The 14,532-nt window shown below is 41.4% G+C and carries 11 protein-coding genes; 5 read left to right on the forward strand and 6 right to left on the reverse strand.

The features are described 5' to 3' along the window. The first annotated feature begins 377 nt into the window (after nucleotides 1-377). A complete protein-coding gene (locus ACWXWT_RS16675) occupies nucleotides 378-821 on the forward strand; it encodes an RNA recognition motif domain-containing protein (protein WP_456042695.1) in 444 nt (147 codons plus the stop codon). Between the two features lie 30 nt (nucleotides 822-851). On the opposite strand, the gene murI is transcribed toward ACWXWT_RS16675, so the two are convergent. After that, a complete protein-coding gene (gene murI / locus ACWXWT_RS16680) occupies nucleotides 852-1,631 on the reverse strand; it encodes a glutamate racemase (protein WP_456042696.1) in 780 nt (259 codons plus the stop codon). Nucleotides 1,632-1,759: 128 nt separating this feature from the next. On the opposite strand from murI, the gene trmA reads away from it, so the two are divergent. Then, nucleotides 1,760-2,857 carry a tRNA (uridine(54)-C5)-methyltransferase TrmA gene (gene trmA / locus ACWXWT_RS16685; RefSeq protein WP_456042697.1) on the forward strand — a complete coding sequence of 366 codons (1,098 nt, stop codon included), beginning with the start codon at nucleotides 1,760-1,762 and terminating at the stop codon, nucleotides 2,855-2,857. An 81-nt stretch (nucleotides 2,858-2,938) separates the two neighbouring features. Here the strand turns inward: trmA and fabR are convergent, their stop codons facing one another. After that, nucleotides 2,939-3,556, reverse strand: coding sequence for an HTH-type transcriptional repressor FabR (gene fabR / locus ACWXWT_RS16690; protein WP_456042698.1), 618 nt, complete (start codon nucleotides 3,554-3,556; stop codon nucleotides 2,939-2,941). Between the two features lie 157 nt (nucleotides 3,557-3,713). Here fabR and ACWXWT_RS16695 point away from each other — a divergent pair, with 157 nt between their 5' ends. The 3 genes from ACWXWT_RS16695 to mnmH all read left to right on the forward strand — a co-directional run bounded on the left by ACWXWT_RS16695 (nucleotide 3,714) and on the right by mnmH (nucleotide 7,288). Then, complete coding sequence (locus ACWXWT_RS16695; protein WP_456042699.1) at nucleotides 3,714-4,820, forward strand: fatty acid desaturase; 1,107 nt, start codon at nucleotides 3,714-3,716, stop codon at nucleotides 4,818-4,820. Nucleotides 4,821-5,129: 309 nt separating this feature from the next. Next, the gene (selD, locus tag ACWXWT_RS16700; RefSeq protein WP_456042700.1) at nucleotides 5,130-6,188 is read left to right on the forward strand and encodes a selenide, water dikinase SelD; all 1,059 of its coding nucleotides are present in this window, start codon (nucleotides 5,130-5,132) and stop codon (nucleotides 6,186-6,188) included. After that, on the forward strand, nucleotides 6,185-7,288 hold the full coding sequence (gene mnmH, locus ACWXWT_RS16705; protein WP_456042701.1) for a tRNA 2-selenouridine(34) synthase MnmH: 1,104 nt from the start codon (nucleotides 6,185-6,187) through the stop codon (nucleotides 7,286-7,288). Before selD ends, mnmH begins: the two co-directional genes overlap by 4 nt. Before the next feature lie 38 nt (nucleotides 7,289-7,326). Here mnmH and ACWXWT_RS16710 read toward each other — a convergent pair whose 3' ends face one another. From ACWXWT_RS16710 to ACWXWT_RS16725, 4 genes are all read right to left on the reverse strand, one after another. Further along, nucleotides 7,327-8,655, reverse strand: a complete 1,329-nt coding sequence (locus ACWXWT_RS16710) for a hypothetical protein (protein WP_456042702.1) — start codon at nucleotides 8,653-8,655, stop codon at nucleotides 7,327-7,329. Nucleotides 8,656-8,759: 104 nt separating this feature from the next. Next, nucleotides 8,760-9,569, reverse strand: a complete 810-nt coding sequence (cysQ, locus tag ACWXWT_RS16715) for a 3'(2'),5'-bisphosphate nucleotidase CysQ (protein WP_456042703.1) — start codon at nucleotides 9,567-9,569, stop codon at nucleotides 8,760-8,762. 114 nt (nucleotides 9,570-9,683) lie between these two features. Then, the gene (gene nudE, locus ACWXWT_RS16720) at nucleotides 9,684-10,271 is read right to left on the reverse strand and encodes an ADP compounds hydrolase NudE (protein WP_456042704.1); all 588 of its coding nucleotides are present in this window, start codon (nucleotides 10,269-10,271) and stop codon (nucleotides 9,684-9,686) included. 230 nt (nucleotides 10,272-10,501) lie between these two features. Continuing rightward, nucleotides 10,502-14,532: Ig-like domain-containing protein (locus ACWXWT_RS16725; RefSeq protein WP_456042705.1), on the reverse strand; the 4,031-nt coding region annotated here is incomplete at its 5' end.

The following is a 14,532-nucleotide window of genomic DNA, read 5'->3' on the forward strand; positions in this document are numbered from 1 at the left end:
TGGCGTCAAGTGTTTTTTCAAACTTCTTTTTGCCCGTTATCAACACCACTTAAGTGACTGTTAATAACACTAACCGGTTTTCGCTTTCGCTGTATGCCGTGTCAGTGGATGCGCATTATAGGCAGCTTAAGATTTAGTGCAAGCGCTTTTATTAATGAAGTGTTTTGAACGCCGAACTTTTATGCAAATTGGTCCTTTTTTGATATTTTTGATTAAAGAAGCGCCTTTGTATGCTAACAAAACGCTTATTTCTGATAATTAAGTTAATTTTGAGCTCAATTTTTCAACAGCAGTCTGGTTTATCTGGTAAATTTTAATTACTATGTAATCGTTTTTAACAGTTATTTATCATTTTTATATTCATTAGAGATTATTTTATGCAGAAATCATTCGTGATTGTTTTGATTGCGGCGCTTCTAGGCGCTTTTGTTTTTTCTCAGTTTGGCGGTACATCTTCTTCTGTAGCGTTTATTGCTGGTGTTGTCGTGGCAACGTTAATTTTCACCTTTATGCCAACAAGCTCAGCAAACTCTGCTGATGAACCTTATATTGGCCCAACAATGACACTTTATGTAGGTAATTTGCCTTATCGTGTACATGAAGGTGAAGTTAAGGCTTTGTTTGGGGAATATGGTCCAGTTAATTCTGTGCGTTTAGTTCGTGACCGTAAAACTGGTCGCCGTAAAGGATTTGGTTTTGTTGAAATGTCTGAAGCGGGAGCTCAGAAGGCAATGTCTAAACTGAATGACTACAGTTTCCAAGAACGTACTTTAAAAGTAAGAGAAGCTAAGTCGCAAGAGTCTGACTCTGATAATAGTTAATATTAACTATTATCTAGCTTAGTTGTGTTATTAGTCGGTTATGGATACCAGCGAAAAATCACTAAAACCATAACCGACTAATGCCGCTTTTAACCCTTCATTAATCTCTTTGGTATAGCAAGCTTGCAATTGTTTACTGCCATTATGCTCTTTACTCAGTAAGAACCTCACTCGCTTTGCTATTGCTTCCCCAGAATCTAATAGTGTGACCCCTTTACCCAGACAATGACTTATTTCTGCGGTGATCATTGGAAAATGAGTACAACCTAAAACAAGCACATCAATTTTTGAGGTCACTATAGGTTCAAGTATTTGATTGAGCCGATTCATGTCAATGGGTTGTTGAGACACATGCTGCTCTGCAAGCATGACTAACTCTGATGTGCCATATAACTCGACCTTACAGTCGCCTGCAAATTGGTTTATGAGTTCTTGAGTGTAATCTCGCTTAACGGTACCAGGCGTGGCCAGCAAACCAATGTGTTTTTTCTTGGATAACATTGCAGCGGGTTTAATAGCAGGAACAACTCCCACAATTGGAATTGATAATTGCTGGCGTAGTTGTGGTAATACTAATGTGCTAGCGGTATTACAGGCAACAACGACAATACTGGCGTTTAGACGTTTAGCATGGTGTGTAATAAGTGCAACGCAGCCCGTAATTAATTCTTGCTCTAATAGGTTGCCATAAGGCAAACGAGCATTATCAAATAGATAACAATAATCATGTTGTGGTAGCTGTTTTCTGATTTCACTCATTACCGACAACCCGCCGATACCAGAATCAAACACTAAAATTGGTCCAGACAATGTGGGCTCCAGTTATCAATATGCTCAGTATTAATCGTTATGTCATTTTTACTTAGGTGCGTAATACTAGACATCAGCGTCATTTAGTATAATATTTGCGCCCTTTTTTACAGCCTTAGGTGGACGACATGAATTTAGCTGCAATGGATCCTAAAAACTACGATGCACAATTACAACAAAAGCGCATCAAGCTAGAACAGGCCTTTGCCGATTTCAATCCACCAGCGCTTGAAGTTTTTGCCTCAGAGCCAATGCATTACCGTATGCGCGCTGAATTTAGAATGTGGCATGACGGTGATGACTTATATTACTACATGTTTGATAAAGCACTGAATGCAAAAGTGCGTTGCGATCAATATTTGCCAGCAGGTTTACTCATTAACCAAATGATGGCTGAATTAATTGCCGAATTGAAACCTAATCCAGCATTACGCCATCGATTGTTTCAAGTAGATTTCTTGTCGACTCTCAGCGGTGAAATATTAGTGTCTCTGCTTTACCACAGACAACTTGATGAAGAATGGCATGCACAAGCTACATTATTGAAAGCCAAATTATCTTCCAAATTTACTGTCAATATTATTGGCCGTGCGCGTAAACAGAAAATCGATTTAGATAAAGATTTTGTTGTGGAGACCTTAACGGTTAACGAGCAAATATTGCATTACAAACAAATTGAAAACAGCTTTACTCAGCCGAATGCGAAAGTGTCGGTAAAAATGCTGGAATGGGCAATTAATGCCACTAAGGACAGTCGAGGAGATTTGCTTGAACTGTACTGTGGTAATGGTAATTTTACAATTGCACTCGCTCAAAACTTCAATCGAGTATTAGCAACAGAGTTGGCTAAACCTTCTGTTGACGCTGCACAGTACAATATTGACATTAATAATGTCACTAACGTCCAAATAATTCGCATGTCGGCAGAAGACTTTAGCGATGCAATGGCAAAAAAACGTCAATTTAGACGTTTAGAAGGCATTGATTTAGACAGTTATGATTGTAATACCATCTTTGTCGATCCTCCTCGTGCCGGTATTGACCCTGAAACGTTAAAGCTTATTCAGGGTTATGAGCGGATCTTGTATATTTCATGTAACCCTGAAACCTTAAAAGACAATTTACTGACCTTGAGTGAAACCCATAACATCAGTCATTTTGCATTGTTTGACCAATTCCCATATACCGATCATATGGAGTCGGGCGTGTTCCTGGTTCGTAAGTAACCTGATTGACTCTGAGATACACCTAATAAAGAGGACGTGAACATTCGCGCCCTCTTTATATCTGTCACTTTCATACTATGGTTACGCACGATTATCTATTTTGTGCTGTAAAGCCTCGGCTCCAGTTGCCACCATACGCAACTGCAGCACAAGTTGATCGGCCAGTGCTTTACGCTCACTCCGCTTTGAATCTAATGCGGATGCGCCAGCATTAAACACTAAAATCACTAAAGCTTCAGCTTGGGCACGTGCCAATACAGGTGTACGGTTAGCTTGTGCTTCAGTGTAATGGGCTAATTCAGAAATAAAGTGTTCAATTTCGCGCTCTACTGCTGCGCGAAATGCAGCCGACGTCCCTGAACGTTCATGCAGAAGAATACGGAACACGTTTGGATTAGACTCTAATACTTCCATAAACGTATCTACCGATATACGAATGACACTGCCACCCGCTTCTGCACGTTGACGACCTTTACGCATCATTTGGCGTAACGTTAACCCCCCCTCGTCAACCATCGTTAAGCCAAGCTCATTCATGTCTTTAAAGTGACGGTAGAAAGAAGTGGGGGCAATACCAGCTTCGCGAGCAACTTCACGTAAGCTTAAGCTTGAAAAACTACGCTCAGCACTGAGCTGATTAAATGCGGCATCCACTAATGCACGGCGAGTTTTTTCCTTTTGTTGCGCTCTAACACCCATTTACTAATCCACTCAGTCAATATTTATCTATGGATAATACCGTTTTTAAAACAGAAACACAGCCCTGTTAAACTTGACCCATGCCTATCACCTAAGTTAAATTAGCTTACAAATGTACGCTCAACTTGCTTAGAATTTATTATTGGAATCTTATTAAATGAAAAAACCTCCAATCATTTGGCTTAATACCCTACTATTTGCCATTACTTTCATTGGCGCCATGGTATTAATCCCTTGGCGTGGTTTCACCCATGGCTTTGACGGCATTGAATGGATTGCATTTGTTGTTTTCGCTTACGCTAGTGGCCTGTCAATTACTGCTGGATACCATAGATTATGGTCTCATAAAGCTTACAAAGCTCATCCACTTGTGCGATTTTTATATGCTTTAGGTGGTGCACTTGCACTGCAAAATAGTGCTCTGCACTGGTGTAGTGATCATCGCATTCATCACAAACATGTTGATAATAATGATAAAGATCCCTACTCAGCTCAAATGGGATTTTGGTATAGTCACATCGGCTGGATGCTGCGCGAATACCAAGCTAGCCGTTATAGCGACTACAATAACGTTCGCGACCTACAAAATGATCGCATCGTAATGTGGCAACATAAGCATTATTTAGCCTTAGTAATATTGATGAACATTGGCCTACCTGCATTTTTAGGTTGGTTGAATGGCGATATTCTATCTATGGTATTAATGGCAGGTTTATTACGCTTAGTCGTAGTGCATCACTGTACCTTCTTTATTAACTCGTTAGCCCACATTTGGGGTAAACAGCCGTACACAGATAAAAACTCTGCCCGTGATAATGCCTTTCTAGCCTTATTGACATACGGTGAGGGTTATCACAACTTCCATCATATTTTTGAAAACGACTATCGTAACGGTATTAAGTGGTGGGATTACGATCCAACTAAATGGCTTATCAAGTTTATGAGTTGGGTTGGTTTAGCCAGTGACTTGCGCAAAGTACCACAAGAAAAAATTGAAGGTGCACGCTTACAAATGCAGCTTTTAAAAGCACAAAATCAAGTGGCTCATTTGCCTAACTGCGATGAGATTATTGAGAAGTTTCAAGCAGAGTATGACTTGATGAAGCAGCACTTACTTGAATACTACCAGGCAAAGAAAGTGTTACTTGAAGCCAAACGTAAACAATTGGCTGACCATAACCTTAAGCAACAAGTGCAGCAACTCCGTAGTCAGTTTATTGAAAGACAACGTCATTGGAAAAGCTTAACTGCCGCTTACGCCTAACGCAAAAAACAAAAAACAAAAGGTCACGTTGACTCGGTTATCGTGACCTTTTTTATCGAACTTAAACCATAGTCCATTTCTTCCACAAGATTAGCCAATATATGACTCCCAGGGTTCTTGCCAACCAACAATGACCTAGATCGTAGATTATAGCGGTTTAAACTTAACTTTCCTTAGGCAAGATCTACTGACTAAGGATAGCGGTAAGGCCTCAAAAGATGGACTAGCTTTGATAAACGACTAAAACACAAGATATTATATCTAATAGTGATTATAATTGTCGTTCAATACGCCTTCGAAAAAAACAATATGTCTCAGCAAGCAGTTAAACTTACCGAATATAGCCACGGCGCAGGCTGCGGCTGTAAAATTTCTCCCAAAATATTAAGCACCATTCTTGCCTCACAACTCCCGGTGTTTACCGACCCTAATTTATTGGTGGGTAACCAAACACGTGACGATGCAGCTGTATATAAGCTTAATGAGCAAACCGGCATTATCAGTACCACAGACTTCTTTATGCCGATAGTAGATGATCCATTTACCTTTGGTCGAATTGCAGCAACCAACGCTATCAGCGATATATACGCCATGGGCGGCACACCCATTATGGCAATTGCGATATTAGGTTGGCCAGTCAACGTATTATCGCCAGAGGTTGCACAGCAAGTCGTCGATGGCGGACGTCAAGCCTGTGCCGACGCAGGTATTATGCTTGCCGGTGGTCACAGTATTGATGCACCAGAGCCGATTTTTGGTTTAGCGGTCACAGGACAAATACCACTTGAGTTGTTAAAGCAAAACAATACCGCAAAAGTAGGCGATCGTTTATATCTCACTAAGCCACTTGGTATTGGTATTTTGACCACAGCACAAAAACAAAAAAAATTGCTTGATGAAGACAGTCATATTGCTCCCCAAGCCATGTGCCAACTTAACACTATAGGTACTGAAATCGCTAAAATCACTGGCGTAAATGCGTTAACTGACGTCACAGGATTTGGTTTAGCAGGCCATTTAATTGAAGTGTGCCAAGGTGCTAAACTCAAAGCGAACCTCGCATTAGATAACGTGCCTTTGCTACCAAAGGTTGCTGATTACTTAGCGCAAGGCTGTGTACCTGGCGGCACACATCGTAACTTTGACAGTTATGGCGAACATTTGCCGCTACTCACTGATGACCAAAAAGCCATTTTGTGTGATCCACAAACTAGCGGTGGTTTATTAGTGGCTGTAAATGCCGAAAGCGAAGCCGAACTGCAGTCGTTACTGACTGCACATAATATTGCTGCAGTGTGTATTGGCTCAATGGCTGAATTTTCCCCAGTAAATGTTGGCCACGATATTCTCATTGAGTTAACTCAATGAACGACATCATTCCCAGTTCGGAATATGGCCGGTTACTACTCGAAAACAGACCATTAATTGATGTGCGAGCACCAATAGAGTTTGCCAAGGGCGCGTTTAGTCATTCAGTTAATGTGCCATTAATGCAAGATGGTGAGCGCGAAAAAGTCGGTACATGTTATAAACAGCATGGTCAAGATGCCGCTATCGCATTAGGCCATCAATTAGTGACAGGAAAGGTAAAACAAGCGCGGATTGAAGCCTGGCAAGCTCAGTTATCACAACACCCTGAAAGTTATTTATACTGTTTTCGAGGCGGGCTTCGCTCTAAGCTCTCCCAACAATGGATAAAAGAAGCCGGTCTTAATGTGCCTTATATCCAAGGTGGCTATAAGGCAATGCGCAGCTTCTTAATTGAAGCCATAGACAATGCGCCAATGCACTCCAGTATGCTAATTTTAAGTGGCATTACTGGCAGTGGTAAAACCGAAATTATTCATCAGCGTGATGAGTCGGTTGATTTAGAAGGTATTGCTAATCATAAAGGCTCGAGCTTTGGCAAGAATATTGACCCACAGCCAACGCAAATCAACTTTGAAAATAATCTTGCAGTATCATTGCTCAAACATCAGCAGCAGCAACATAGGCACTTATTGCTTGAAGACGAGAGCTTTCTGATTGGTCGTTCAGCACTACCTCATGCTTTTTATCAAGCCATGCAGCTAGCGGATATCGTATTACTGGATGAACCCAGAGACATCCGTTTGCCTCGCTTACTCAACGACTATGTCACCGAAAAACTGGCAGGCTATGTTGCCAAGTTTGGTGAGCAAGCCGGTTTTGAAACATTTAGCGACTACCTCACCCAAAGTCTTACGGGGATACGTAAGCGCTTAGGGGGTAAGCTTCATAGTGAGCTACAACAATTGGTAAATGATGCGTTGCTACAGCAGCAGAATCAAAATGATGTTAGTAAACACCTAGAGTGGATTAGTGTGTTGCTTGAGATTTACTATGACCCTATGTATCAGTTTCAATTAAAAAAGAAACAAGACCGAATTATTTTTCAGGGTGACAGGCAAGCGATCCATCAATGGTTAGACTCTCGTAAAACAGTCTAAAAAATAACGCCCTCTTTTGAGGGCGTTTGTTTGTAGGCTTAATAAATATCTACTGAAATTTGCTCAACAACATAGTTATCGTAAAAACTTGAGCGAGTTTTCAAATCAGCGCGCTGTAATTCAACCCTCTTTGCACGGAATTGATTATATTGGGTTGCCGAATGACTAAAGTAACCATAAATCAATACCGATAAATTCGCCTGAGTAATTTGTTCAAATGGAGTTTGCAAGTTTGACGGTAAATCCAAATCAGGAAAGGTACCTTTTAAAGGTGCTTCAATTGTCCAATTGGCAATACTGCTTTGGCCAAAGTTTATTTGGAGCAATGTTTTACCTGTCCCTATGCCAGTAAAATCGTAGTTGCTGGCGCTATTTTCAGTAAAACTGTTAAAAATTGCGTCGGTGCTTTGTAGCATTTTTTGCTGGTTTTGTTGTAATTGCACAACTTGTGTATCGTCAGGATCCGTTACACGATGGCGACGACTGGTGTAATAAAACACCTGGCCATAATCATCGCCCCCTAAAGGTTCAAAATTAGAAGAGGTAATAAAGTTATTAGCAAACAACCCTGGGAAAACATGCGGCGACATAAACCATGAAATCCAGTTTACGCGCCCATTATCTGTTTCAGAAAATGTCCCAAATTCAGGGCTATAGATATTTTCGTTACCACTGCTTAATTCGGCATTAAGCACAACACCTTCATTAGCTTGGTTTTCAAATAGAGAGGGATCAACATATATGGTGCTATTGTCGGCAAAGCCATTAACATCTATTTGTGCTGCATAAGACGTCAAACCATCATCATTGGTAGGAGTTAACACTAAATTAACCGGTGGTAACGTTCCGTCTTGCTCACATACCTTGGTGCTAGATGTACTATTATTACCATCGATATAAACACTATAGCCGCTGTAGTTAGCCTTAACGTCACTCAAGTCAAAATCGTAATCGGAGCAAGCACAAGCAGAATCGAGATTAGCATTGCGTTCACCCATAATGCCAATGTCGCCCGTTACAACATTTAGCTTACTATTAACGAATAACTCGCCATTGATTTGTTGAGCATATGAAAAGTGATAAGCATCAGATGGCCAAGCGATGTCAAACTTACCTGTTGAAGGCACTTTTGATTGGCTTAAAATACTGCCATCTTTACGATGTACAATGATGTCAGCGCCGACCGCTGGTTGTGTAATGTCACATTGAGTTGCATAATAAACAACATCCCCAGTTAAACGACCATCTGGGCTTCCACCACTGTCGGAAGAGGAATCGTCACCACCACCTCCACAACCTGACAACCCAATAACCCCGAGGATTAATAACATCGAAGTTGAAGCGGTATACATTCCTTTGTGTCTCATGTGCTTTGCTCTCAACAAACAGATCGTTAACAATTGAGATACAATATTCACTCACGAATACAAAAGCAATATGTCACTAAAAATATATTCACTGGCCACCTCAATTAAGTCGTTAGTAAAATATCCCATGGTAAATTGGGGCTACCAACCACAATAAAATTTGGGTTTTCTAAGCTTTCACGTTCGTTGTAAGTCATTGGCTGTAAGTTAATATCAATCAAGGCGCCGCCGGCTTCTTCAATAATAATTTGTGCTGCGCCGGTATCCCACTCACCGGTTGGACCTAAACGCACATAACAATCAGCGCGGCCTTCTGCGACAAGGCAACTCTTTAATGCCGCTCCACCCATCACAACCAACTCACAATGATTAGGTTTATTGAGTAGTTTTAATACTGATTGTGGATCTTGACGCCGGCTAACGGCTAAACGTAAATGCTCTGGTTCATGACCTGTTAATTGTTTACTCATAATGCGTAACTCATTCTTGCCATCACGTTTATAAGCACCTAATCCAGCAATTGCGTAATAACATACTTTTGTCATTGGCACATAAACGATCCCCATAATAGGGCGATTATGTTCAACTAAAGCGATAATGACGGAGAAATCACCGCTACCAGCAATAAATTCACCAGTACCATCTAATGGATCAACTAACCAATAACGCTTCCATGTTTCACGTACACTCAAGGGAATGTCCGCAGCTTCCTCACTTAAAATAGGGATATCAGGGGTTAGTTCTGCGAGTTGACGACAAATAATGTCATGGGCGGCTAAATCGGCAGACGTCACAGGGGTATTATCAGACTTTATTTCGCGCTTAAAACTACCTTTAAGATAAATGTCACGAATTTTTTGCCCAGCTTCAGTTGCAATGCCTATGACTTGCTCAATTACATCTTCTGGCTTCATTACTACTCCAATTACTGGATTCTATCAAGATGACCTAACAAGGACACCAATCACAAGGCTATCGCCTTTTATATTGCTGCGGTTCGATGGTTAACTGAATATGCAAGTAAATGTCTACTTTGCATTGTTCATTTCGCCTGTGCGGTTAAACGTTGATGCATTCAAATATTGTTGAGTTAAAAAAAGAGCACTCACACTTCGTGATTCTGAAAAATCGACATTATCGAGCAATATTTGCCAATCTGACAACGGCCAAGGGATGACATCAATAGGTTCAGGTTCATCACCTTCTAAACGGCTAGGGTATAATTTTTCCGCAACAAAAATGTGCATTTGGCTAGAAAAATATCCTGGGGCAAGAGACAATTCTTTCAAATGAGTCAATTGATAACTGCCAAAACCTATCTCTTCTTGAAGTTCTCTATTAGCAGCTTGTATTGCTGTCTCACCTGGATCAATTAACCCTTTAGGGAAACCTAATTCATATTTATCAGTACCTGCGGCATATTCGCTAGCAAGTAATAAATTACCTTCATGAATAGGCACAATCATCACAGCCCCTCTGCTACCGCCTTTCATTCTTTCATATTGACGTTCTACGCCATTAGAAAATTTAAGGTGTACCTGCTCTATTTGAAACAGTCGGCTCTTGGCAACAATTTCGCTATGCAGGATTTCCGGCTTTTTATGCCGCTGTGTCATTGAGGCCTCGCCAATAATGTGATTATCACAAAGGTCAATCTTATACCAAACACAAAAAATATGTGACCTGTTTTTATCACCTTAAAGCATAAAAAACGGTAATAAACAGTGATGATATAAACAGTTAATGACTCAATAGTGTAAAAAAAATTGTTGTATAACAAGATGCCCTCTTATCTAACCATGACGTTTCACATGGAGAAAGAGGGCATAAGTTCACTAACAATACATTAGAACTGATAACGGAGGTTTAATTGATAACTTAATATATCATTGGGGTTCAAAGCAATATAACCAATCCCTAAACCAGCAGACCAATGTTGAGTAAATCGATAATCTAAATGCATGCCTGTATACCAATCAGTACCATCAAACTTAGTCGTTAGCGTCTGCCCTTCGGAGTAACTTTTAATTTCCGACTCCCAAACGAATACCCCAATTGGCACAGAAAACCGCCACCCCTCATGTTCCATTAATGTAAATCTTGCACCAATGGTGGTACCTGCCGGAATAATAGGCGACACAGTTTTGAGTAATTCGTGGTATTGACCTGCATCTAAACTTTCACCATTTATCTGCGTAGCACCTTCACCAAAGTCAATGTATCCAAGTTCAAAAGCTAGCATTGGAGTCACTTGATAACCGATATTAAAACCAAAACTAGTATCGGACTTATCAAAAGCTTCTATCTGTCCTGTTGTTATTTCCCGCTGTAACTCTGCTTGAGAGTTAACAGTTTCGCTAACACCAACAACAGTATTCACATACCATGATGATTCCTTAAGTGACGTTTGCGCTTGCACATGACCCGAGTTGATCCAAAATACCACCAATCCTAATGATAAAATTCTATAATATTTAAAACCATTCTCCGGTTTGATACGCAGCATTATCACCAATAATAGCAAACCACTCCAAAGCCAGTGCATGCTACCGCCACTTGACTCATTTTCGACAACTTGAGCCTGATAAGCCTTAACAGTCACTATTACATTTGCTGTCGCCTGACCTCCTTCGCCGTCACTGATGGTATAACTCACAGTATCGATACCATCAAAACCTGTTATTGGGTTATAACGGATTTTATTGTTTTCAATCATTACGCTACCCTGTTGGGCACTAACTGCAATCACGCTCAATGTTTGATTATCAGCATCAGTATCATTCATCAATACATCCAATATTAAAGTTGTTTTATCATCTGTACTGGCTGTATCATCCTGCGCAATTGGGGCTCTGTTAGCCACTACCGTCACGGTTAACGTGCTACTACCTGTACCACCGTTACCATCGCTTACGCTATATACCAATATATCTGTCCCAATGAAATCCATCGCCGGAATATAGCTTATCATTTGGTTATCCAGCACTTCTGCAATTCCAAACTGACTGCTAACTTGTCTAACGGTCAAAGTATCACCATCAGTGTCACTATCATTGGCAAGAACATCAAGCTCTGCGACTTGATTAACTGACAATGTAATAGCATCTTCAACCACTGTGGGTAAGCTATTGTTATTGAGCATGACTGCTACCCCGCCAGGATCAACAATAGTCCCATTCGCTATGCCATCGTCATCGTTAGGACCACCATCTTCAATCGTTAATTGAACACACCAATGACCTTCATTTAATCCAGATTCCCACAAGTGACTTCCTGGCGGTGGACATAAACCTAACTCACCAGCACTGCTGGCGATGGTATTGTTGTCATCGATAATAAATGCTTTCCAACCAGTAACGTTATTGAACTTGCGATATACCGCATTCGCTGGTATTGGTAAGGCTTGCGGCAAACTAAAGCGGTAGCTATCACCAAATTTTGGTAGGTTGGTCGCTTCAAAGTCATACAAGCCACCAATATTTGCAGCTTGAGCATCATCAGCTAAAGATGAAGCTTCAACGGCCATACCATCACTGCCATGTAGTTGCGCTGTATTACCTAAGCGTAAACAAACACCAGATTGGCTCTCAGCAAGGAAAAGCGATTGCTCCCTATCTTGCTCTTGCAACACGTTGCATTCATTAATGGCGTCTAGATAATCGGCAATTCCATCGCCATCTTCATCTGTAAAACCTTCTTGATCATCTGGGATTAAATCGCCATCTGAGTCATCTCCGGTAAGAATTGGTAATGCAGATTTTACCAGCAATGTTAACTGTACGGTTGTCGATAATTGAGGTGTACCATCATCTGTCACTACAACGCTTATCGGGTAATTACCCTCATCAAGTGAGCTGGGGTCAAAGTAACGACCAAAATCGTCGTTTTCTAACACTAAGGCTCCTGTGAACCATTCATCCGAGAGACTATCTTGCGCATTTGCATCGCGGGTTTGAGCCTTAAGGTAAACCTTACCGTCCACTTTACTCACTTGAGTACGCTGCTCATTAGCTTGAGTCACTTGGATACTGGCTTGTGGTGCAATATTAGCTTCAGTAATTAATAACCGTGTTTCACTCTGACTACTCAAATTCATGCTCGGGTCTAAACGAATAATCAACTCTTCTTCGGGCTCTGTTAATCCATCATCAAACACATTGACGCTAAAGCTCGCTGATAAGCCTGAATCAATGGTAAACACACCATCCACTAAATCATGGTCATTAGCATCACTACTGCCTAAAACCGTGTAAGGAATATTCACAGGATACTGTGCCGACGAGCCATTTAAGTACACACTGAATTGCACTTCACTTCCTTCTGCAACCACTTGGTTTCGGCTAATTGAAATCAGTGGTTTCACAATCACTTTCTGTGACTTAATGGCACTTAGACCTTGGCTATCAGTTGCTTGCCAATAAGCTAAATGCTCTCCAGGCGCAAATAATTGTTGAGTGTTAACGAGAGACACTGCCAGTTTATTGCCAGCTTTATCTACAGCCGTTGCAACACCTAATTTAAGCTTGGTAAACAGCCCAGTTGCATTCACGGTGACATCTGCAGGCACTGTAATCACAGGTGCATCAGCAGGACTCACACCTGTAATTAGTAACTGAACTTTGGCATGACTTCTGCCTTTTTGGCCATCCGATACGGTGTAGCGTAAGGTCACAGGACCAACAAAATCGGTTGGAGCTTGATATTTAAGCTGCGAAGCCACAACTTGTACACTGCCCACATCTGCAGCAGCACCATCAATGATTAAAGTATCACCGTCAACATCGGTATCATTATCAAGTACAGCTAGAATATAACTGTTATCCGTTGATGCACTTTGGCTATAACTATCATCTACAGCCTGAGGTTCATCGTTAATGGCTTTTACTTTAATACTCACCAAGCCTGGTTGTGAACTTAATTCGGCATCTTTAGCAATAAAGCTGATGCTATCTTCACCATTAAAGTCAGCCTCTGGTGTATATAACCAAACTGAACCATGTTTATCTAATTTGCCTGATGTTGGTTGAGTTAATACCTCAAAACTAAGGATGTCATTATCAGGATCGGTTGCACTAAAGCTAATGCTTAATGATCCATCCTCATCTAGTGCGACACTAGTATCGCTAGCCACAGGAGCGCTATTAACCTCATTAACGTTCACACTAAACGCTTGAGTTGCAAATAAGCCTGCTGCATCGGTTACTTTTAACTCAATGGTATGACTACCAACATTATCGCGACTTGGTACACCAGTTAGGAGTCCTGTTGTCGTATCAAAGCTTAACCAAGAAGGTATGCTAAGGGCGCTGTAGGTGAGTATGTCGCCAACGGTGTCGACCACCACTAAGGTGTAGCTATAATTTGCCCCCCTATCAACACTTAATATAGGGCTCGAACTAATCATTGGAGCACCATTAGGTGTCACACTGTTAGATGCAGTCGACGCAGCACTGGTGCCTACTGAGTTTGTCGCCGTTACACTGAAGGTATAAGCCGTTCCATTCGTCAAGCCCGTTATCGTTAATGGTGACCCCGTGCCACTCGCCGTTTTATTGCCCGGGCTCGATGTCACTGTATACCTTGTAATGGTTTCTCCACCGTTATTAGTCGGTGCACTAAAGCTAATGCTCGCTTGCTTATCCCCTGCGGTTGCGGTTCCGATACTCGGTGCATCTGCCAATGAGGCATTCACAGTGAAAGTCTGGCTCACTTGGGGTGCGGCTAAGTAACTTCCATTACCGGCTTGGTTAACGTTGATGGTACAACTTCCCGTCGCATTAAAACTCACCACGCCTGCACTTGTGATGGTACACACGCCGGTGGTGGATGAGGTAAACACTGGTGTTAACCCTGAGCTAGCACTTGCCGTTAAGGTTG

The sequence above is a fragment of the Shewanella sp. A22 genome (assembly GCF_053850585.1).

Bases quoted from the DNA above. Each gene is read 5' to 3' on its own strand.
- nudE (WP_456042704.1), bottom strand. From the start codon at position 10,271: ATGACACAGCGGCATAAAAAGCCGGAAATCCTGCATAGCGAAATTGTT.
- fabR (WP_456042698.1), bottom strand. From the start codon at position 3,556: ATGGGTGTTAGAGCGCAACAAAAGGAAAAAACTCGCCGTGCATTAGTG.
- ACWXWT_RS16710 (WP_456042702.1), bottom strand. From the start codon at position 8,655: ATGAGACACAAAGGAATGTATACCGCTTCAACTTCGATGTTATTAATC.
- ACWXWT_RS16695 (WP_456042699.1), top strand. From the start codon at position 3,714: ATGAAAAAACCTCCAATCATTTGGCTTAATACCCTACTATTTGCCATT.
- mnmH (WP_456042701.1), top strand. From the start codon at position 6,185: ATGAACGACATCATTCCCAGTTCGGAATATGGCCGGTTACTACTCGAA.
- cysQ (WP_456042703.1), bottom strand. From the start codon at position 9,569: ATGAAGCCAGAAGATGTAATTGAGCAAGTCATAGGCATTGCAACTGAA.
- selD (WP_456042700.1), top strand. From the start codon at position 5,130: ATGTCTCAGCAAGCAGTTAAACTTACCGAATATAGCCACGGCGCAGGC.
- ACWXWT_RS16675 (WP_456042695.1), top strand. From the start codon at position 378: ATGCAGAAATCATTCGTGATTGTTTTGATTGCGGCGCTTCTAGGCGCT.
- trmA (WP_456042697.1), top strand. From the start codon at position 1,760: ATGAATTTAGCTGCAATGGATCCTAAAAACTACGATGCACAATTACAA.